This window comes from Thermovenabulum sp. (assembly GCF_049701175.1).
GTDB lineage: Bacteria > Bacillota > Thermosediminibacteria > Thermosediminibacterales > Thermosediminibacteraceae > Thermovenabulum.
On record NZ_JBNATW010000013.1, the window covers coordinates 1 to 19,148 of the forward strand.

The following is a 19,148-nucleotide window of genomic DNA, read 5'->3' on the forward strand; positions in this document are numbered from 1 at the left end:
GGGCTATACCGCATTTTATTTCCATTTTCTTTTTTCCTCTGATGTAGTGTTTCTCCTTGCTGGCCCCTCAAGAGAATTGGACTAAAACGTACAACATGCTAAAATTTCTCTTGGGGGAGGTCAAAGGCAATGGCAGCACATAAAAACTTTACCCTCGAAGAAAAACTTGCTATCCTTGCCGAGGCTGAAAGCTCTTCTACTACCAAAATTGCTGTATGTAGGAAGTATGGCATATCAAAGAGCACCCTAGATTACTGGAAAAAACATCTCCTGAACACTGAAAATTATCCCGAAGATGAACTTGCAAAACTCAGAAAAGAAAACGTTATGCTACGCTCAATAATTGTTGATAAAGACTTGGAAATCGCTTATTTAAAGGAATTATTAAAAAAAACGAGCCGGAGTTAAATGAAAAAATCGAGATCATCGAGAAGTTCAGAGCTCAGGGTATAAATCTAGACTTTCTCCTTAGGATTGCGGGTGTTCCGAAAAGTATGTTCTTTTACAAACCTCATGAAGAAAAATGTAGTTCAAGCCGAGGATTCTTTATTCCTGGCTTTTCAAGGACCAAAAATGGCGAAATTGTAACTGACGAAGCAATAAAGACGCTACTTTTTGACCTCGCCGAAGAATATCCACGATATGGATACAAGAAACTTACGGTTCTCTTGAGATTTCAGTTTGGCATAATGATTAACAAGAAGAAGGTCTACAGGCTATGTAAGGAAATGGACCTTCTCTTGCCAATAGAAAGGTACCATAGGCCTAAGGAATGTCCAATAGCCTTCAAAAAAGTTGCCGTAAATGCGCCAAATAGCCACTGGCAGATGGATATCACATACATAACCCTCTTTCCAAGGATTATTTTCGTTCCAGGTATCATAGATACATATACCCTGGAAATAGTGGAATATAAGGCAGGTTTTTCGATAACAGGTCGTGATGTTGTAAAAACAATTTTAAAATCCATGGTCACAAGGAATATTCAAGGAAATCTCACAATCCGGACAGATAATGGCCCTCAGTTTAAATCCAAGGAATTTCAAGAGTTTTGCAAACGCCAGGGTATATTACACGAGCGCATACCCGTGAGATCACCGGAGAGAAATCCGAACATAGAGCGATTTTTCAGGACATTGAAGGAGGAGTTTGTGGAGCTAAATGAATTTGTTGGGTATGGCTCGTTTATAAAAGGACTTGATAAGTTTATGATGGAATACAATACTTTAAGGCCCCATCAATCGCTGGGATATATGACGCCAAGCAAATTTTACGAAGAATTTTTAAGAAATAATGCGAGCCGGGGAGTACTAGTCGTTTAAGTCCAAATAACCGGGGGCCAGTACAACATGTACTGGCCCCCGTTTATTTAGACTTAAACGACCAAAACTTCTCAATTCAAATTATTTCGTAAAATTTCTTCGTAAAATTTGCTCGGTGGCATATATTCCAGCAATTGATGGGGCTTTATACGCTCGTGGAATATGCCCTTATGCCTACAGAATTTTTCAAATTCCTTTGATTTAAACTGAAGACCGTTATCTGTTCGTATAGTAAGGTTAACTTGAATACCTCTCGCAATCATTTGATTTATAAACTTTTTTGCAACCTCTCTGAATGTTATAGAAAAACCTGCTTTATACCCTACCATCTTGAGTGTATATGTATCTATAATCCCTAAAACGAATATTATCCTCGGAAACAATGTTACGTATGTGATATCCATTTGCTAATGGCTATTTGGTGCATTCACAGCAACCTTTTTGAAATCTATCGGTTTTTTCTCTGGCCGATAGTGTGTTTCTCAATAGGCAAAAGAAAGCCTAAATTTATATTCTGGGGTATCAAGTTTTAAATTATCTCAAGTTTATCTGTTAATTTCGGCTCGTTTTTTTAACAGCTCCTTGAGATAAGCTATTCCGAGGTCTTTATCACCTATTATTGAACGAAGCATAACATTTTGTTTTCTGAGTTTTGCCCCTGCGCTTTATGAGTTATCTTCATTGTTTAGGAGCTGTTTTTTCCAATAATCAAGGGTCCTTTTTGATATACCATATTTTATGCATGTTAGATTAAAAAATGCGGTGAGGTCTTTTTTCTACGTTAAGACACCTTTTTCCTTCTTTGGCACCCATTTAAAATTTTACCCTGCCTTTCTTTTTTATATAGGAAATTATTAATAATTTAATTACGGCAGCTATAGGGGCGGCAAAAATAAGGCCCCAGATACCAAAAAAAGTACCGCCAAAAAGTAAAGAAAATATTACAATTAAAGGATGAAGGTCAAGATTTTCTCCTACAATATAAGGAGATATAATACCACTCTCAACCTGTTGAATAATTGCAAGCGAAATAACAATCCACGGTATTTTTTGAGGGTATTTAATAAGTGCGATTGCGAGAGCAGGAAAAGCCCCAATAATAGGACCAAAATACGGAATTATGTCTGTCACAGCTGCCAAAATCCCTATTAAAAGAGCAAAATCCACTTTTAAAAGATAAAGAGTAAATGAAGTAAGAACTCCAATAATAAAACATACAATCAGTTGTCCACGAATATATTTTCCCAATGCAAGATCTACTTTTTTTAAAAAAACTAATATATTGCTTCTATACTTTTCTGGTAATAAAAGCTCTATGTTCTTCTTTATTTTTTCTAAATCCTTCAACAAATAAAATCCTACAATTGGGCCTAAAATTACTGTACTAAAAAAACTTGAAAAACTTTGAATAATCATATTCATTGTGTTTTGTAAAAGGATAACAATCTGGGTTTCAAACCTCAATATTTGATTTTCTATAACGCTTCTAATGCTTGGAGGTATATTATCTCCAATATTTCCTTTAATCAATGTAAAATACCTTTGAACATCCTTTGAGTAATTAGGCAATAATTCTATTATCTTATTTAACTCAATTATTAAAACAGGTATTACATAAAATAGTGTTACGACAGTATAACCTATTAAAATAAAATAAATTATAGCAACAGCGACTGTTCTTTTAATTCCTTTCTTTACAAGAAAATTTACAACTGGGTTTAAGACATAGGCTATAACTATGCCTATAATAAAAGGTAGTATGATTATTTTTATTTTTTTTCTAAATAATAAAAAAACAACAACACTACTAATGATCAAAAAAAAATATAGTAATTTTTTTCTATATTTTTTAAACCCTAAATTTACTTCCATTTCTCCTCCATTTTAGAAATCATTATAATTATCCTTCAGCCACTAAGATTTTTTCTAAAAATGGCACAAGGGTTCCATCATCAGCAACTTCAAAAACCACAACTCTATTATTATTTACTGAAAACTCTACCAAACATTCCCAGCAAAAGTATTGGTTTGTTCCTACCCTTCCTATTTCATTCTTTCCGCATAAGGGGCAGTTCACTATACCACCTTCCAATATTTATCTTTTTTTATTATTTTTCCCAAACATTATTTTTATACGCAAAAATTAAAAACCCTGGCAACATTGCCAAGGTCTATTATTCTATTACTCCTCCGCCTACCACAATATCTTCCTCATAAAATACAGCTGATTGACCGGGCGTTATCGCTTTTTGTGGTTCATCAAAAACGACTTTTATCCTTCCATTATTTAAAGGATATATAATTCCAGGTTTTTCTTCAAAATTATATCTTATTTTAATATTTACCCGTTTCTCTTCATACAATTTCTCAATTGAAATCCAATTTAAATTATTTACTGTAAATTCCTTTCTTAAAAGTTCTTCTTCACTTCCAACAACGATAGTGTTGGTTTGTGGGTCCATTTTTATAACATAGAGGGGTTTATTTGAAGATATACCCAATCCCCTCCTTTGACCTATCGTGTAAAAAGCTATTCCCTTGTGTTTTCCCAAAATATTTCCCTTAGAGTCAATAAAAAAACCCGGTTTTATGCTTTGAGGGGCTTTATCTTTAATAAAATCTTTATAGTCTCCATTTACGAAACATATCTCCTGACTTTCGGGTTTTTTTGCAACCGGGAGCCCTGCTTTTTCAGCAATTTCTCTTATTTCATTCTTAGTGTAATCCCCCAAAGGAAAGAGGATATGTTCTAATTCAAATTGAGTTAAATTATACAAAACATAGGATTGATCCTTTGTCTTATCCTTACCTTTTTTTAATAAATATCTCCCTCTTTTCTCGTCAAATTCAATTTTTGCGTAATGTCCGGTAGCAAGGTAAAAAGAATCCATCTCCAAAGCTTTTTTTAAAAGCAAATTAAATTTCATTGTTTTATTGCAAACAATGCATGGATTTGGTGTTTTCCCCGCTACATATTCTTCTATAAAATAATTTATTACCCTATTTTTAAATTCTTCTCTAAAGTTCACCACATAATAAGGTATGTTCAATTTATCTGCTACCCTTCTTGCATCATAAACTGCTCCTAAGGAGCAGCAACCCCCTTCTTTTAATACGTAATCTTCATCAGGGTTTTGCCAAATTTGCATGGTAACGCCAATAACTTCATACCCTTTATTCTTCAAAAGAAATGCAGCAGTTGAGCTGTCTACACCACCGCTCATAGCAACAACAACTTTATTTTTGTTCATATTGTTCCCTACCTGATTTTTCTGCTTTTTTCTCTTCATAGTCTTTTATCGCAGCATGAAGGGCATCAGCAGCAAGATTTGAACAGTGCATTTTTATGGGCGGAAGCCCTCCTAAGGCTTCCGCTACCGCTTTATTGGTGATTTTCATAGCTTCTTCAATAGTTTTTCCTTTAACCATTTCAGTAACCATACTGCTTGTTGCTATTGCTGCACCACAACCGAAGGTTTTAAACTTTATATCCACAATTACATCATCTTTTACCTTTATATAAATTTTCATCATATCCCCACAGACAGGATTTCCCACTTCTCCAATCCCATCAGCATCGGGAATTTCTCCAACATTTCGAGGGTTTGTAAAATGATCCATTACTTTTTCATTGTACATTTTTATTTTCCCCTTTCAACTTTTCCTCATTTCTTAAAATATTTATTTTTTCTCATTATAAAGTGGGGACATATGCCTTAATTTATTTACAATCTCTTTAAGAGATTCAATCACATAATCTACTTCTTCTTCAGTATTATCTCTCCCAAGAGTAAGCCTTAATGAACCATGAGCAATTTCGTGGGGAAGCCCAATTGCTAAAAGCACATGAGAAGGTTCAAGGGAGCCTGAAGTACAAGCAGATCCACTTGAGGCGCATATACCCCTTAAATCCAAATTTAAAAGTAGTGATTCACCTTCTATATATCTAAAGCATACATTGACATTATGCGGCAATCTATCCACAGGATGGCCATTCAATATTACCTCGGGAATATTTTCTATAATACCCTTAATCAATTTATCCCTCAAATAGGAAAGTTTTTTATATTGTTCTTCCAATTCCAAGGCTATTAGCTCGGCTGCTTTTCCAAAGCCTACTATACCTGCAACATTTTCCGTGCCAGCCCTTTTCCCAAACTCCTGCCCTCCGCCAGTCATGAAGGATTGTATTTTTGTGCCTTTTTTAATATAAAGGGCGCCTATGCCTTTTGGTCCATAAATTTTATGTGAAGAAATACTTAAAAGGTCTACATTGAGTTTATTAACATCTACCGGAATCTTCCCTACAGTTTGGACTGCATCGGTATGGAAGTAAATTTTTCGGTTCAAATTTTTAAGGGCTTGCCCTATTTCTCCGATGGGCTCTATAGTTCCAATTTCATTATTTGCATGCATTATTGATACCAAAATAGTCTTATCGGTTAAAGCATTCAACACATCTTCCACTCTCACCTTGCCATACTTATCAACGGGTAAGTAAGTAACCTTAAATCCTTTTTTCTCTAAATCTTCACAGGTATGGAGTACTGCATGATGCTCAATAGCGCTTGTTATAATATGATTTCCTTTATCGGCATTTGCATAAGCAATGCCTCTTAAAGCCCAATTATCTGCTTCCGTACCACCCGATGTGAAATACACTTCCCTCGGTTCGGCTCCAATGAGCGCTGCAACTTTTTCTCTTGCTTCTTCGATTGCCTTTCTTGCTTCCCTTCCATAAGAATATATTGTTGAGGCATTGCCGAACTTTTCCGTAAAATAAGGAAGCATGGCTTCAACTACTTCTTTTCTGGTAGGAGTTGTCCCCGCATGGTCCATATATATTCTTTTCATAAAAATTCATCTCCTATCATTTTTAGTTTAATATTATTGTAACTTCTTTCTTACTCCATAATTCCTACTAATTTAGTAGGGATTCATATATAATATATCTTAATTCATTGGGATGTGTCAAGCATTGATTTAAACATCTGTATAAAAATTTTTTCAGATTCTAATATCAATATGTAAAGTCTTATTATTTTGGGAAGATGAAAAATTATTTTTGCCGTTCTTTTTCTTCCTATTTTCTTTCCTATTATCTTTTCCTCTTTCCTTTTCCCTTTCAACTTTAACTCCTTCAGCATTTTTGGGTACATTTACTTTCTTTTTGGATATTTCAGCTTCATTTTTAACATTGTTTGATATTATAAGCATTTGATTATCAACAACCTCTTTTAGATTTTGTATGTTCTTTGAATTTTCATATACCCGAGGTACAGAAATTTGAAAATCAATTGGTTTTAATGACATAAAATCACTCCTCGGCCTTTTTTTATTATTTTTTACAAATACTTTTTCTTCCTACTCAAAAAACCCCTTAATCTACGAATTGCTTTAGAATGAAGTTGAGATATTCTGGCAGGAGTAAGGCCTAAAACCTGTGAAATTTCTTTAAGAGTGAGCCCCTCATAATAGTAAAGAGATATTACGAGTTTTTCTTTTTCCGGTAGCTTCTCTATGGCTTCACTTAAAATTCTTTTTGTCTCCTGAATTTCAATCTGATATTGGGGGTCGCTTGTTAAATCCTTATTTATATCTATCAAATCCCATAGGGTTGTACTGTAACTATTTTGTTCCTCAAAAAATTCCTCATTTTTACCCAAAACTTCCTCTTGCGATAAATAGTCAATACCTTTGCCTTTAACAGGATTCATTTTCCTAAGTCCATCAGTTATTGCACCTTTTATTCTTGGAAAAGCAAAAGTCTCAAATTTAACCCCTTTACTTGTGTCAAACCTCTCTAAAGCCTGCAAAAGCCCATAAAGCCCAAGGCTAACAAGGTCATCATAATCTATAAAAGATGGAAGGCCTATAGCAAGCCTTCCTGCTATGTATTTAACAAGCGGGATATAGGATTCTATCAATTTTTCAAGAGCTTCCTTACTTTTCAAGGTTTTGTATTCATTTAGCAACTTTTCCATCAGTTCTTCATCCCGCACTTTACCACCTCAAAATTATATAATCTTTACTCCTCGTCCCACAGATTTGACTGTAAGCAAGCCTGTTTCGCAAGAAAACTCTATTGATCTACCGTAGTTTCCTTCTACATCCTCAGCTACTATCTTGATGTTTAATTGATAAAGAATTTTTCTCACAGCATCAACATTGCGTTTTCCTATTTTCATCATTTCTAATTCAAATTTTGTCTCAAACATTTGAGCTCCACCGGCCATTTTGGCAACCATTCTTTTTTTGTTTGCGCCTAAATCCTCCATTTGTGAAACAAGTAAAGGCAAAGCCGTATCTGCAAATTTTCCAGGATTAAAACTATTAGTTGAGCTTATAGTGCTATCAGGTAGCATAATATGAGCAAGACCGCCAATTTTAGTTACCCCATCCCAAAGGCAAACTCCAACACAAGACCCCAGGCCCAAAGTAGAAATTACCGCAGGTGATTTTGCAGCTTTATATTCACCTATTCCCACTCGTATCATCATCGTCAATAAAATCAACTCCAATTGCTTTTAAAAGTTTTTTGAATGATTTATCATCATCAGGAATCAAATAAAAATCTATAACAACCCCATCCGAATCTCCAAAAAATTCAGTAGATAATAAGAGAGCAGTATCTCCCATTATTCCATATATGGTTAATGGAAAACTCAATATTGCCGCTGCCATGTCCAATGCAAGACTTGGGACTGATATTTTTAAATTAAGTTTTGTAAAATCAGAAAGGGCTGAGATAAAAGAGCTTACTAAAATATTTCCAACTTCCATCAAAGCTGATTTTTCTATTTCACTTAGGTCTAACAAGTCTTTTACTTCTTCCTTTAAAAGAAGCGCTAAAAGGTTTTTCGTCTCTTTTTCAGGAATAATTAATACACAATTGCTCTTCAAATCTCCTTCTATCCTAAAAAAGATACCTGTAACAAAACTTTCAGGGCTTTTCATTATATTTATTACTTCACCGAGAGGTACAATCAATACCTCTGGTATTTTTATCAGAACCTTTTTGGATATTATCACAGAAAGTGCAGTAGCAGCATTTCCAGCTCCTATATTCCCTATTTCTTTTAAAACATCTAATTCAAAGTTTGAATACATAATTAGCTTACCCTCACATCCAAAAGTAGTTTTTCTAAATTCAAGATAATAAGCAATCGATCTTCTAATTTACCAACACCTTCGATGAAATCAGAATTTATTCCAACATTTACAGAATTTGCTGGTTCCACAGCTTCTTGAGGCAGTTGAATGACCTCTGTTGCCGAATCCACAATCATTCCTATAGTAACATCAGAAACCGATACTATTATTATCCTTGCATCTGGGGTTAATTCCCTTTCAGGTAAGTTGAATTTCTTTTTTAAATCTATTACAGGTATTATTTCTCCTCTCAGGTTTATAACTCCTTTTACATAATAAGGAGCCCTCGGGATACGAGTAATAGGCAGAACTTTTTCAATGGTTTTTACCTGCAGTATGTTAATACCGTATTCTTCATCACCCAATCTGAAAATTACATACTGATTCAAATTATCCATTTTTATTCCTCCTCAAACAAAGAATTAATATCAAGTATTAGAGCTACTTGGCCATCGCCTAATATTGTTGCACCTGCTATAAATTTAAGGCTTTTTAAGTAATTGCCGAGGGATTTGATAACTATCTCCTGTTCACCTATTAAATCATCGACAATCAAACCTATATCTTTCTCTCCTCTTTTTACCACCACTACAATAAATTTATCTCTTTGTTTTTCATCAAATTCCGCATCAAGAATTTCATGAAGCCGAATTAAAGGAATCACTTTACCCCTTAATACAACAACATCTTTCTTGTAAACCTTTTTTATTTCTTCTTTTGAAACTATGACTGTTTCCCTAATTGCATTTAAAGGTATTGCATATTTTTCTTCATTAACCTTTACCATTAAAGCCTGAATAATAGCAAGGGTAAGTGGCAACCTTATTAAAAACTTTGTTCCTTCTCCTTTTTTGGTATAAACTTCAACATTTCCTCCTAAGGACTCTATTTTAGATTTTACTACATCAAGTCCAACACCTCTTCCTGAAATATCGGTTACCTTTTCACTAGTACTGAACCCCGGTTCAAAAATGATGGATATTATTTCTGTCTCCTTCATCCGTAAAGCTTTAGATTCATCTATAATTCCTTTTTCTACTGCTTTTCTAACAACTTTATCGCAGTCTATACCAGACCCATCATCGCTTATTTCAATCACCACATTATTGCCGTCATGGTATGCCTTCATTTTTAAGATACCTTCTTCGGCTTTTCCATACTTTACTCTTTCTTCAGGTGTTTCAATCCCGTGGTCAATAGCATTTCTTACAATATGAAGCAAAGGATCACCAATCTCATCAATTACTGTTCTGTCAAGTTCTGTTTCTGCACCTTCGATGATTAATTTTACTTTTTTATTAAGTTCTTTTGATAAATCATAAACTATCCTTGGAAATCTATTAAAAACATTTTCAATAGGTACCATTCTTACTTTCATAACAGCATCATGAAGATTAGAGGTAACCCTTGAAAGGTATTCAATTGCTTCCCTCTTATTCTGATCCCTATCAAGATCGCCTTCTAATTCTTCCAATCTCGTTTTTATTATTATTAATTCGCTCACTAAATTCATTAAATTATCAAGCCTATCTATATCAACTCGTAAAGTTTTTCCCAACTTTTTCTTTGCATCTTTTAAATCTTTTTCTTCAACATTTTCTTTGTTTTCTTTATTGGCAGCTTCAACAAATTTTTTATTAATTTCTTCATTTTTTTGAGGTTTAACATAAAATTTACTTGTCTGGAGTATTTTTTCTACATCAATTTCTCTTATTGTAACTTTATTTATTTCTGAGATAGATTCTATAGATTTTTTTATTGTATCTATATTAGAGTTTGATATCAAGTAAATAAAAAATTCTCTATCAAACTTTTCATCTTCTATATCCTTAACCTCAGGTACTGTTTTTACAACCTCTCCAAAATTTTCTACAGCTTTAAAAACTAAAAAAGCACGCGCTGATTTTAATAGACAGTCCTGATGAATTTCAACCCTTATTTGATATACATTTAAGTCTTTCTTATAGGCTTCTTCAAATATTCTCAATTCGTATTCATTAAGAGGATGTTCAACTATCTTCTCATTTTCTTTTCCTACCTTAAATTCTGTATCCTTTTCTTTGCTTTTCATTAAATTCTCGATTTGCATTATTCTTTTTATCTTTTCTAAAATTTTAGATATGTCTTTTTCTCCTTCTTGTCCTGATTCAGAAATTTCTTCGACAAGTTCCTGAAGTATATCTACACCTTCCAACAGTATATCTACAACATCTGAGTTAACAATTATTTTTTCGGATCTAATAGCATCTAAAAGATCTTCTAATTGATGGGAGAGTTCTGTAAATTTCTCAAATCCCATTGTACCAGCCATACCCTTCAACGTATGCATATAGCGGAATATCTCGTCCACATTCTTCTCTTTGTTTTTCTCTAATTCCAATAATTCATTATTTAATTTTTGTATATATTCATTGGATTCTTCAATAAAAACGCTTAAGTATTTACTGTCCATAATCACACCCCTACTCTATTCAATTATAAATTAAATTTAATAATATCCCTTTTTCCTTAATTTTCGCTGTTCTTCCATGATAAATTTTATTATTTTATCCCTAATCCTTTCGGGAATATCACAATATTCCACAGCTACTTCAAAGGGATATATTAATCTCATATTATCTTTTATTACCCTTACAACCTTTGCTTTAATTTCATAGATTTCATTTTCAATAGGAATTTGCATTTCTAAAATTTCTCCCTTATCAAATCCCAAATGCGTATTTATAAGCGCACCGCCTCCACTTATATTTTTTATATAAGCTATATTCCAGTTATTTGAATCCAACTTTTTTATTTTTATCTTTATGGTAACTGGGATTCTAAAAAAACTTCTCCTTTGAATTCTTTTAGGTTCTTCCAATAGTTCCACTTCTATAACAGGAAAGGGCAAATAACTTTTGGCTATTACCTTACCTTTCACTCCGTAATACAAATCATTTACACAATAGAATATAAATACTTCTTCATCAACGTTTAAAAAAAAGTAATTTCCTCTATACATTGGCATTCCAAGTAAAATTGTCTTATCTTTTATTTCTTCTATCTTGGTTAGAAAATTGTATTTTTCATTTTCTCTTTCTACTTCCAATTCTACCTTCATACCCACAGCAAATCTATACTTCATTTATTTTCCCCCAGCAGGAATAAAATTAGAAATCAATTTTTCAAACCATGAGCTAAAAGAAGGCTTTACAGTTGGTAAATCTATTTCTTCATATATCAACTTTTTTCCAATATTTAATATACATTTGGATGATAAGCTGTCCTTATACCTTAAATAAAACGGGGTTTGTTCTTTATTAGCTTTTGAAACCACTTTGTCTTCCAATATATATCCCAAATAGTTTAAATCAATGTTTAAAAATTTTTTTGCAGCATTAATCATTTTTTGAGCTGTAAGCTCAGCTTCTTTATAATTGTCAGTACGGTTTACTACAATATGGATTCTTTTTACATCTTTGTGTATAAGTTTTATTACCGCATAGGCATCAGTTAATGCAGTAGGTTCGGGAGTTGTAATTACCGCTACCTCATCCGAAGAACGCAAAAGGTTTACAACATTTTTATGAATGCCTGCACCGGTGTCTATCAATACGAAATCAAATTCCGATTTTATAGTCTCAAATGCCAATATAAGATTATTTAATTCTTCTTCGGAAAGGTTTGCCATCTCGTAAAGCCCAGTCGCACCTGGAATAATCTTTATTCCTAATGGTCCATCAAAAATGATATCCTCTATACTTTTTTCCTTAGAAATTACGTGAGATAGATTGTATTTAGGGAATATGCCTGATATCACATCTACATTTGCAAGTCCAAAATCGGCGTCTATAAGTAACACTTCTTTCCCGAGCTCTTTCAAAACTATCGCGATATTTACCGAAAAATTTGTCTTTCCTACGCCGCCTTTCCCACTGGAAATCGCAATTATCCTCAAAGGTTTTGAGGTCTCCACTTTCTTTTTTACTAATTCCCTTAATTTATATGCCTGATCAAACATCCTCGCTCTCTCCCAACAAAAGATTTGCGATTTTAAAAGGATATGCTAATTCGATATCATCTGGTACATTTTGACCTGTAGTTATATAGGAAAGGCGACAATTTGTATAATAAACCGCATTTAATATTAGTCCGTAAATATTAGTCTCATCAAGTTTAGTAAACAAAATTTTATTGTAATTTAAATCCTTATAATTATCTAAAATGAAATCAACTTCATTGGTCTTTGTAGTAGCACTTATCACTAAATGTAGTTCTGATGGCTCAATTTCTTCCAATATGTTCTTAATTTTTTTTAAGAAAATCTTATTTTTAGGACTCGTCCCAAGAGTATCTAAAAAAATTATATCAAAACCATCTAATTTCTTTAAAATATTTGACGCTTCTTTAGGCTCATATAAAACTTCTACTGGTATTTCTAAAAGTTCACCGTATGTTTTTAATTGGCTTACAGCTCCAACCCTATAAGTATCAGAAGTAATCAAAGCAACTTTTTTACCTTCATCTAAAGAATACTTCGCAGCCAATTTTGCGATGGTTGTTGTTTTACCCACACCTGTAGGCCCTATAAAGGCTACTTTAGCAGGTATCTTTTCTATTTTTATGGGTTCAGGTTCTTTTATGATTTTTATTATTTCATTTTTAGCACTTTCCATTAAGTTTTTATGTGTAGAATTAGTTGATTCCTGTTTGATATTTTCGATTAATTTTTTTATAATTTCCTTTTTCACTTCCATTGAATTTAACCTGTCTAAGATAATTTGCATGCTTTCTGTTTTTATGTCGCTGGCCTTCAAAAACGATTCTTTATTCTCATAAATTTCTTTTACCAAGCGCTTTACCTCTTGCAAATCACTTTTTATTCTTTCAATTTGCTGTTCATCAATCAAAGATTTATTATTATACTCAACCTTTTTGTTTAAATTTTCGGGAGGTTGCAGGTTAATTTTGGGAAATGTTAATTTAAGTGAAGGTTCTGCAAATTTTTTAGGCTCTATGTCACATGCAGCAATAACTTCTACCTTGGTTTTCGCAAATAACCCGAAAATTCCTCCCTTCTTAATCTGCCTTGTTTGAAGTATGATAGCATCCCTTCCCATTTCACTTTTTACCTTATATAAAGCCTCTTGAACATTATCAGCAATATAAGTTTTTATTTTCACTATAACCTCACCATCCCGATGGCTTTAATTTCCACATTTGGTTCCAATTCTGCATATGATAAAACTGGAACCCCGTGTAGGTTGTTTTCTATTAAATTCTTAAAATATCTTCTGACAAATGGACTTGTTAAAATAATTGGTTGCATCCCTAATTTATATGCTTTTTTTGCATTCTCCACCGTCGAATTTATTATTTTTTGAGCTATTTGGGGTTCTAAGGATAAATAAGCCTCATTTTCCATTTTTGAAATCGCATTTAATATAGCATCTTCTACTTGTTTATCCACAGTTATCACATTTCCTCTTTTATCTGGGAAAAATCTATTTGTAATTACCCTTTTCAGCCTTTGTCTTACATACTCGGTAAGCATATCTGTATCCTTTGTTAAAACCGCGTAATCTCCAAGGGCTTCTAATATTGTAACCATATCTCTTATAGGCACATTTTCCTTTAAAAGATTAGATAAAACTTTCTGAATCTCTCCTAAGCTTAACAGCTTAGGTGTAAGCTCCTCCACCAGAGAAGGAGAATGTTCTTTTACAGCGTCCAGCAAATTTTTTACTTCCTGTCTTCCGATAAGCTCATGGGCGTAAGTCTTTATTATTTCGGTAAGGTGAGTAGCTATCACTGAAGAAGCATCGACAACAGTATAACCCAAGATTTCTGCTTTTTCTCGTTTTTCCTGAGGCACCCACTTTGCTGGGAGCCCAAAGGCCGGTTCCTTGGTGTCAATTCCTTCTACTTCGATCGGACCACCTGTCGGATTCATAACAAGATAATGGTCTATTTTTATCTCACCCCTTGCCGCTTCGACACCTTTAATTTTTATCACATATTCCCCTGGATTTAACTGGATATTATCCCTCAACCTTATCATAGGGACAACAAAGCCTAAATCTAAAGCACACTGTCTCCTAATCATCACAATTCTATCCATTAAGTCTCCACCTTGGTTTTTGTCGGCAAGTGGGATTAAACTGTAGCCAAATTCCACCTCTATTGGGTCTACCTGAAGTAATGAATAAATATTTTCCGGCTTTCTCATTTCTTCAATTTCTTTTTCTTTCTCTACTTCTTTTTCTTTTAAGGTTTCTTTTTTGTATGCGTTTTGTATGGAAAAACCCAAATAACTAAAAATACCCGCCAGAATCATGAAAGGTATATGGGGCAGACCAGGTATTATCGAAAAAAATCCCAATAAAGCTGCTGCAACTAAGAGTATCTTAGGATATGCTGTAAGCTGTCTTACCAGATCATTACCTAAATTGCCTTCACTTGCAGCTTTAGTAACGATAATGCCAGTTGCCGTAGAAATAAGCAATGCTGGCAATTGACTTACCAAACCATCCCCTACTGTCAGCAAAGCATATCTATTTATAGCTTCCAAAAAGCTCATTTGTTGGAAAACCATACCGGTTATAAGGCCACCGATTATATTAATAGCAGTTATAATAATCCCTGCAATCGCATCACCTTTTACAAATTTACTAGCACCATCCATCGCTCCATAAAAATCGGCTTCTCTTTGAATGTCCTGACGCCTTTTCCGTGCTTCAGCCTCAGTAATCAATCCAGCGTTTAAATCTGCATCAATACTCATCTGCTTACCTGGCATTGCATCCAAAGTGAATCGAGCTGCTACTTCAGCAACACGCTCTGCTCCACGTGTTATAACTATAAATTGTATTATTACTATTATTAAAAATATAATTAACCCGACCAGCACATTACCTCTTATTACAAAATTTCCAAAGGCCTCAATGACCCTGCCAGCATAGCCGTTTAATAAAATGAGCCTCGTAGAAGAAATATTCAAAGAAAGCCTAAACAAAGTAGCTAAAAGTAAAAGAGTAGGAAAAACCGAAAAATTTAAAGGTTTTTCTGTATTCATTGAGACAAGCAATATTACCAAAGAAAGGGTGATGTTTAATGAAAGTAAAATGTCAAGGAGTGCAGAAGGAAGGGGGATAATCATCATTACTACTACCAGGACTGAAATTAATGCAACAGCTATATCTCCTATTTTCATATATTAAACCCTCCTTCCCTTCAAACTGTACACAAAGGCTAAAATTTCTGCAACGGCTTGATAAAGCTCTTGGGGAATGCTTTCCCCAATTTCAACGGATTTATACAATGTTCGAGCAAGTGTCGGATTTTCCACAATTGGGACATCTTCTTCTTTTGCTATTTCTTTTATTTTTAAGGCTATTTCTCCTGCACCTTTTGCAACTACTACCGGAGCATCATGTTTTTCTGCATCATAGGACAAAGCTACTGCTATGTGTGTAGGGTTTGTTATTACCACATCAGCTTTTTTTACATCCTGCATCATGCGCCTTCTTGCCATTTGTCTTTGAATTTGTCTGATTCTTGCCTTTATTTGAGGGTTTCCTTCTATTTCTTTAATCTCTTCTTTTATATCTTCTTTTGACATCATAAGGCTTTTTTCGTACTCATACCATTGATAAAAATAATCAAAAATGGATAACCCTAATAATACAAAAGAAATTTTTATCCCCACTTTAAATAAGACATCTCCGAAAAATGCTATGTTCTGTTCTATCCCCATATCCATCATTTCATCAATACCGTTCTTTACGGTTTTTATCCCATCATAGGAAAAAAAAGCTATAACTGTTACTTTAATAATAACTTTCAAAAGTTCTATTAGGCTTCTTTTGGAAAATATTCTCTTAAAACCTTCTATAGGATTTATTCTCTCAAGTTTAGGAGCAATAAGCCCAAAGTTAAATACAAGGCCTGTTTGAAGAACACTTGAAAAAACACCGACTAATAACAGCACAAAAGCCAAAGGGGCTATTACAAAAAATATTAAATTAATAGAACGAATAATAATAACAGTGGTATTTTGCATTGTTAATTCTTGGTTAAAGAAATAGGTATAATTATCTATGATAAACTCCATTATTCTGGCAACAGCATATTTTGTAAAAAACTTCATTATAAATAATGAGGCAATAAGTATTAATGCAGTGGTCAAATCTTTGCTTGAAAAAACTTGACCTTGCTGGCGTGCCTTTTGCCGCCTTCGCGGTGTCGCCTTTTCAGTTTTTTCTTGAGCAAAACGCTGTAAATTCATTGTATACTCAACATTCCCTTTAATACATTATAAATTCCTTCATACATGCCGTTAAAAATTACATCAAGGGCTATTATTAAAGACGGAAGCACAATTATGAGTGCAAAAATGCCTACAAAAATCTTTAACGGTAAGCCAACTATAAACACATTTATTTGGGGGGCAATTTTAGCTATTATTGCAAGTATAAAATCTACTATAAAAATCATTCCAATTATAGGAAGGCTTAATTTTATGCCAATTAAAATCATATTTTCAAAAATATCAGTAATAATTTTGAGTAAATTTTGTGAGAGTAAATTTCCAGCTCCTAATGGAACAATTTTATAACTTTCTATTAAGGATGAAATCAAAGTGTGATGTCCATTTATAGTCAGGAAAATTAAAGTAGCCATAATATAATATAGGTTTCCTATTAGTGGAATTTGAGTATTACTTTGGGGATCGATTACATTAACTATGCCAAAACCCATCTGTAAATCTATAATTTGGCCTGTTATAAAAAATAGGGAAAAAATCATAAATACAGTAAACCCCACAATTATTCCTGTAAAGACCTCTTTAACGACAAAGTACAAAAATTCCATTGTATTAAAATCAAACTCAGGGGATTCGACAAGAGGAAAAATTACTACAGTTAATAATGCCGAAAAACCAATTCTCGCTTGTAAGGGGGTTTCTCTTCTACCAAATATTGGAGCAACTGTAAAAAAACCCATAATTCTAAAAAATATATATAAAAACTTAAGTAAATGAGGTAGTATGTTAATAGAAATATACATTTTACGCCACCGATTGTTTATATCAATTAATAAAATTGGGAAGTTCTGTAAATAAGGTCTCTGCAAAATGCAATAATGTTGTCAGCATCCACGGACCAAAAATTAACAGTGCTATTACTGCTGCTATAATTTTAGGTATAAAGGTTAATGTTTGTTCATGTATCTGAGTTGTAGCCTGCAAAATGCTAATTATAAGCCCCACAAGCATCGAAAGGCCTAATATAGGCGCAGACACTAAAAGCGCTACCCCCAAAGCTTCCCTCGCCAGATAAATAACCGTTTCTTGAGTCATTTTTTATCACATCCCTCAGTGAAATCCTGTAATCAAAGATCTTATTACCAAGTCCCATCCATCAACCATAACAAAAAGTAATATTTTGAAAGGTAAAGATATCATAATGGGTGGAAGCATCAACATTCCCATAGACATTAAGGCACTCGCAACAATCATGTCAATTACAAGAAAGGGAAGAAATATTATAAAACCCATCTGAAATGCGGTTTTCAATTCACTTATTATAAAAGAGGGGATTAAAACATAAGTAGGGACATCATCAAGGGTATTTACTGGTTTTTGCAGTTTAGCATAGTGTAAAAATAGTGCAAGATCCTTTTCCCTCGTCTGTTTAAACATGAAATCCCTCAGAGGTTTTTCTGCCCTTTTTAAAGCTTCCTCTGTCGAAATTTGTTGATTCATATAAGGTATAATAGCGTTATTATTGATATCATTAAAAACTGGTGCCATTACAAAAAATGTAATAAAAAGGGCAAGGCCAATTAACACCTGATTGGGTGGCACTTGCTGCATTCCAAGACCATTTCTTACAAAGGATAGAACAATAACTACCCTTATAAAAGATGTCATCATGATTAAAATCGAAGGAGCAATTGAAAGTATTGTTAAAGCTACTAACAATTGAAGGGTTGTAGCAGTTTCTGCAGGATTTCCCGAAGGCTTTATAAAATTAAATACCGGTAAATTATTTTCAGGGGCCGCAAAAGCTACGGTAATTTTAAAAATTGTAGATAGAATAATGGATAAAACGATTACTGTATTTACTTTTTTAAAATATTTCATTTATTTTCATCTCCATCTTTACTACCAAAGGGATTTCTGATTTTTTTTAAATATATTTCCAATTGGGAAGCAAACCTTTTCCCAGCTTCAGCACTAAGGGCTTCGGCTTCTTTGATTAATTCTACTTCTTTTTCATCCAATTTGCCTACAATTGAAATTCCTTTCTCTGAATTACCTAAGATAAAATATCCCGTAGGAAGTTTTACAAGGTACAAGTTTGTTTTATTTCCTAATGGTAGCACATCAATAACTTCCATATATTTGCTTTTTATATATAAAAAGGAAGTGTTACGTGCTAAAAATTTTGTAAAATAATAAGCGAGAATAGAAATTACTATAAATAGAACTAAAAAACCTATAAATTTTATAACTGTAAAAACAGAAGAATACTGGCTTTTTTGAGACCCCTGATTGTCAAAATTATATTTTTCTAAATTTTTTATATCAAAATTTTTGCCGCTATTGGGTAAAGCAAAAGCATTTAGAGTAAAAGAAACCACAGCCAAAATTGCCAAGAAAATAACAGTTGACCTTAAAACTTTTTTCAT

General features: G+C 33.3%; 23 protein-coding genes. 2 read left to right on the forward strand and 21 right to left on the reverse strand.

What is annotated here, in order from left to right; translation table 11 throughout:
* Positions 1–129 precede the first annotated feature (129 nt).
* A complete protein-coding gene (locus ACPLVF_RS05910; RefSeq protein ID WP_424906908.1) occupies positions 130–408 on the forward strand; it encodes a transposase in 279 nt (92 codons plus the stop codon).
* A 41-nt stretch (positions 409–449) separates the two neighbouring features.
* Positions 450–1,322, forward strand: coding sequence for an IS3 family transposase (locus tag ACPLVF_RS05915; RefSeq protein WP_424906968.1), 873 nt, complete (start codon positions 450–452; stop codon positions 1,320–1,322).
* A gap of 71 nt (positions 1,323–1,393) precedes the next feature.
* Here ACPLVF_RS05915 and ACPLVF_RS05920 read toward each other — a convergent pair whose 3' ends face one another.
* The 21 genes from ACPLVF_RS05920 to ACPLVF_RS06020 all read right to left on the reverse strand — a co-directional run bounded on the left by ACPLVF_RS05920 (position 1,394) and on the right by ACPLVF_RS06020 (position 19,148).
* Positions 1,394–1,726, reverse strand: coding sequence for a DDE-type integrase/transposase/recombinase (locus ACPLVF_RS05920; protein ID WP_424906909.1), 333 nt, complete (start codon positions 1,724–1,726; stop codon positions 1,394–1,396).
* 409 nt (positions 1,727–2,135) lie between these two features.
* Positions 2,136–3,194: an AI-2E family transporter gene (locus ACPLVF_RS05925; RefSeq protein WP_424906910.1), complete on the reverse strand. Its 1,059-nt coding sequence runs from the start codon at positions 3,192–3,194 to the stop codon at positions 2,136–2,138.
* A gap of 28 nt (positions 3,195–3,222) precedes the next feature.
* On the reverse strand, positions 3,223–3,399 hold the full coding sequence (locus ACPLVF_RS05930; RefSeq protein WP_424906911.1) for a hypothetical protein: 177 nt from the start codon (positions 3,397–3,399) through the stop codon (positions 3,223–3,225).
* A gap of 97 nt (positions 3,400–3,496) precedes the next feature.
* A complete protein-coding gene (gene mnmA, locus ACPLVF_RS05935; protein WP_424906912.1) occupies positions 3,497–4,573 on the reverse strand; it encodes a tRNA 2-thiouridine(34) synthase MnmA in 1,077 nt (358 codons plus the stop codon).
* Positions 4,560–4,961 carry a Fe-S cluster assembly scaffold protein NifU gene (nifU, locus tag ACPLVF_RS05940; RefSeq protein WP_424906913.1) on the reverse strand — a complete coding sequence of 134 codons (402 nt, stop codon included), beginning with the start codon at positions 4,959–4,961 and terminating at the stop codon, positions 4,560–4,562. Before nifU ends, mnmA begins: the two co-directional genes overlap by 14 nt.
* Positions 4,962–5,003: 42 nt before the next feature.
* Positions 5,004–6,176, reverse strand: coding sequence for a cysteine desulfurase NifS (gene nifS, locus ACPLVF_RS05945; RefSeq protein ID WP_424906914.1), 1,173 nt, complete (start codon positions 6,174–6,176; stop codon positions 5,004–5,006).
* Between the two features lie 153 nt (positions 6,177–6,329).
* Positions 6,330–6,635, reverse strand: a complete 306-nt coding sequence (locus tag ACPLVF_RS05950; RefSeq protein ID WP_424906915.1) for a hypothetical protein — start codon at positions 6,633–6,635, stop codon at positions 6,330–6,332.
* 32 nt (positions 6,636–6,667) lie between these two features.
* Positions 6,668–7,306 (reverse strand): sigma-70 family RNA polymerase sigma factor, encoded by a 639-nt coding sequence (locus ACPLVF_RS05955; RefSeq protein ID WP_424906916.1) that lies wholly within the window; start codon positions 7,304–7,306, stop codon positions 6,668–6,670.
* Between the two features lie 33 nt (positions 7,307–7,339).
* A complete protein-coding gene (locus ACPLVF_RS05960) occupies positions 7,340–7,822 on the reverse strand; it encodes a chemotaxis protein CheD (protein WP_424906969.1) in 483 nt (160 codons plus the stop codon).
* Entirely contained in the window at positions 7,797–8,432 is a 636-nt protein-coding gene (locus tag ACPLVF_RS05965) for a chemotaxis protein CheC (RefSeq protein WP_424906917.1), read from the reverse strand. Before ACPLVF_RS05965 ends, ACPLVF_RS05960 begins: the two co-directional genes overlap by 26 nt.
* Before the next feature lie 2 nt (positions 8,433–8,434).
* Positions 8,435–8,872 (reverse strand): chemotaxis protein CheW, encoded by a 438-nt coding sequence (locus tag ACPLVF_RS05970; protein WP_424906918.1) that lies wholly within the window; start codon positions 8,870–8,872, stop codon positions 8,435–8,437.
* A gap of 2 nt (positions 8,873–8,874) precedes the next feature.
* Positions 8,875–10,926, reverse strand: coding sequence for a chemotaxis protein CheW (locus ACPLVF_RS05975; RefSeq protein WP_424906919.1), 2,052 nt, complete (start codon positions 10,924–10,926; stop codon positions 8,875–8,877).
* Positions 10,927–10,962: 36 nt separating this feature from the next.
* Entirely contained in the window at positions 10,963–11,598 is a 636-nt protein-coding gene (locus ACPLVF_RS05980; RefSeq protein ID WP_424906920.1) for a flagellar brake protein, read from the reverse strand.
* Positions 11,599–12,474, reverse strand: coding sequence for a MinD/ParA family protein (locus tag ACPLVF_RS05985; RefSeq protein WP_424906921.1), 876 nt, complete (start codon positions 12,472–12,474; stop codon positions 11,599–11,601).
* Positions 12,467–13,636, reverse strand: a complete 1,170-nt coding sequence (gene flhF / locus ACPLVF_RS05990; RefSeq protein ID WP_424906922.1) for a flagellar biosynthesis protein FlhF — start codon at positions 13,634–13,636, stop codon at positions 12,467–12,469. The genes ACPLVF_RS05985 and flhF overlap by 8 nt, the downstream gene beginning before the upstream one ends.
* The gene (flhA, locus tag ACPLVF_RS05995) at positions 13,636–15,666 is read right to left on the reverse strand and encodes a flagellar biosynthesis protein FlhA (protein WP_424906923.1); all 2,031 of its coding nucleotides are present in this window, start codon (positions 15,664–15,666) and stop codon (positions 13,636–13,638) included. The genes flhF and flhA overlap by 1 nt, the downstream gene beginning before the upstream one ends.
* 3 nt (positions 15,667–15,669) lie before the next feature.
* On the reverse strand, positions 15,670–16,740 hold the full coding sequence (flhB, locus tag ACPLVF_RS06000; RefSeq protein ID WP_424906924.1) for a flagellar biosynthesis protein FlhB: 1,071 nt from the start codon (positions 16,738–16,740) through the stop codon (positions 15,670–15,672).
* Positions 16,737–17,522 carry a flagellar biosynthetic protein FliR gene (gene fliR, locus ACPLVF_RS06005; RefSeq protein WP_424906925.1) on the reverse strand — a complete coding sequence of 262 codons (786 nt, stop codon included), beginning with the start codon at positions 17,520–17,522 and terminating at the stop codon, positions 16,737–16,739. Before fliR ends, flhB begins: the two co-directional genes overlap by 4 nt.
* Positions 17,523–17,544: 22 nt before the next feature.
* Positions 17,545–17,814 carry a flagellar biosynthesis protein FliQ gene (gene fliQ, locus ACPLVF_RS06010; protein ID WP_424906926.1) on the reverse strand — a complete coding sequence of 90 codons (270 nt, stop codon included), beginning with the start codon at positions 17,812–17,814 and terminating at the stop codon, positions 17,545–17,547.
* A 15-nt stretch (positions 17,815–17,829) separates the two neighbouring features.
* Positions 17,830–18,600, reverse strand: coding sequence for a flagellar type III secretion system pore protein FliP (fliP, locus tag ACPLVF_RS06015; protein WP_424906927.1), 771 nt, complete (start codon positions 18,598–18,600; stop codon positions 17,830–17,832).
* Positions 18,597–19,148: a FliO/MopB family protein gene (locus ACPLVF_RS06020; RefSeq protein WP_424906928.1), complete on the reverse strand. Its 552-nt coding sequence runs from the start codon at positions 19,146–19,148 to the stop codon at positions 18,597–18,599. Before ACPLVF_RS06020 ends, fliP begins: the two co-directional genes overlap by 4 nt.

What these genes read in the sequence shown, in the direction of transcription:
- ACPLVF_RS05910 (WP_424906908.1), top strand. Translation starts at nt 130, where the DNA reads ATGGCAGCACATAAAAACTTTACCCTCGAAGAAAAACTTGCTATCCTT.
- ACPLVF_RS05920 (WP_424906909.1), bottom strand. Translation starts at nt 1,726, where the DNA reads ATGGATATCACATACGTAACATTGTTTCCGAGGATAATATTCGTTTTA.
- ACPLVF_RS05925 (WP_424906910.1), bottom strand. Translation starts at nt 3,194, where the DNA reads ATGGAAGTAAATTTAGGGTTTAAAAAATATAGAAAAAAATTACTATAT.
- mnmA (WP_424906912.1), bottom strand. Translation starts at nt 4,573, where the DNA reads ATGAACAAAAATAAAGTTGTTGTTGCTATGAGCGGTGGTGTAGACAGC.
- nifU (WP_424906913.1), bottom strand. Translation starts at nt 4,961, where the DNA reads ATGTACAATGAAAAAGTAATGGATCATTTTACAAACCCTCGAAATGTT.
- nifS (WP_424906914.1), bottom strand. Translation starts at nt 6,176, where the DNA reads ATGAAAAGAATATATATGGACCATGCGGGGACAACTCCTACCAGAAAA.
- ACPLVF_RS05950 (WP_424906915.1), bottom strand. Translation starts at nt 6,635, where the DNA reads ATGTCATTAAAACCAATTGATTTTCAAATTTCTGTACCTCGGGTATAT.
- ACPLVF_RS05955 (WP_424906916.1), bottom strand. Translation starts at nt 7,306, where the DNA reads ATGGAAAAGTTGCTAAATGAATACAAAACCTTGAAAAGTAAGGAAGCT.
- ACPLVF_RS05960 (WP_424906969.1), bottom strand. Translation starts at nt 7,822, where the DNA reads ATGATGATACGAGTGGGAATAGGTGAATATAAAGCTGCAAAATCACCT.
- ACPLVF_RS05965 (WP_424906917.1), bottom strand. Translation starts at nt 8,432, where the DNA reads ATGTATTCAAACTTTGAATTAGATGTTTTAAAAGAAATAGGGAATATA.
- ACPLVF_RS05970 (WP_424906918.1), bottom strand. Translation starts at nt 8,872, where the DNA reads ATGGATAATTTGAATCAGTATGTAATTTTCAGATTGGGTGATGAAGAA.
- ACPLVF_RS05975 (WP_424906919.1), bottom strand. Translation starts at nt 10,926, where the DNA reads ATGGACAGTAAATACTTAAGCGTTTTTATTGAAGAATCCAATGAATAT.
- ACPLVF_RS05980 (WP_424906920.1), bottom strand. Translation starts at nt 11,598, where the DNA reads ATGAAGTATAGATTTGCTGTGGGTATGAAGGTAGAATTGGAAGTAGAA.
- ACPLVF_RS05985 (WP_424906921.1), bottom strand. Translation starts at nt 12,474, where the DNA reads ATGTTTGATCAGGCATATAAATTAAGGGAATTAGTAAAAAAGAAAGTG.
- flhA (WP_424906923.1), bottom strand. Translation starts at nt 15,666, where the DNA reads ATGAAAATAGGAGATATAGCTGTTGCATTAATTTCAGTCCTGGTAGTA.
- flhB (WP_424906924.1), bottom strand. Translation starts at nt 16,740, where the DNA reads ATGAATTTACAGCGTTTTGCTCAAGAAAAAACTGAAAAGGCGACACCG.
- fliR (WP_424906925.1), bottom strand. Translation starts at nt 17,522, where the DNA reads ATGTATATTTCTATTAACATACTACCTCATTTACTTAAGTTTTTATAT.
- fliQ (WP_424906926.1), bottom strand. Translation starts at nt 17,814, where the DNA reads ATGACTCAAGAAACGGTTATTTATCTGGCGAGGGAAGCTTTGGGGGTA.
- fliP (WP_424906927.1), bottom strand. Translation starts at nt 18,600, where the DNA reads ATGAAATATTTTAAAAAAGTAAATACAGTAATCGTTTTATCCATTATT.
- ACPLVF_RS06020 (WP_424906928.1), bottom strand. Translation starts at nt 19,148, where the DNA reads ATGAAAAAAGTTTTAAGGTCAACTGTTATTTTCTTGGCAATTTTGGCT.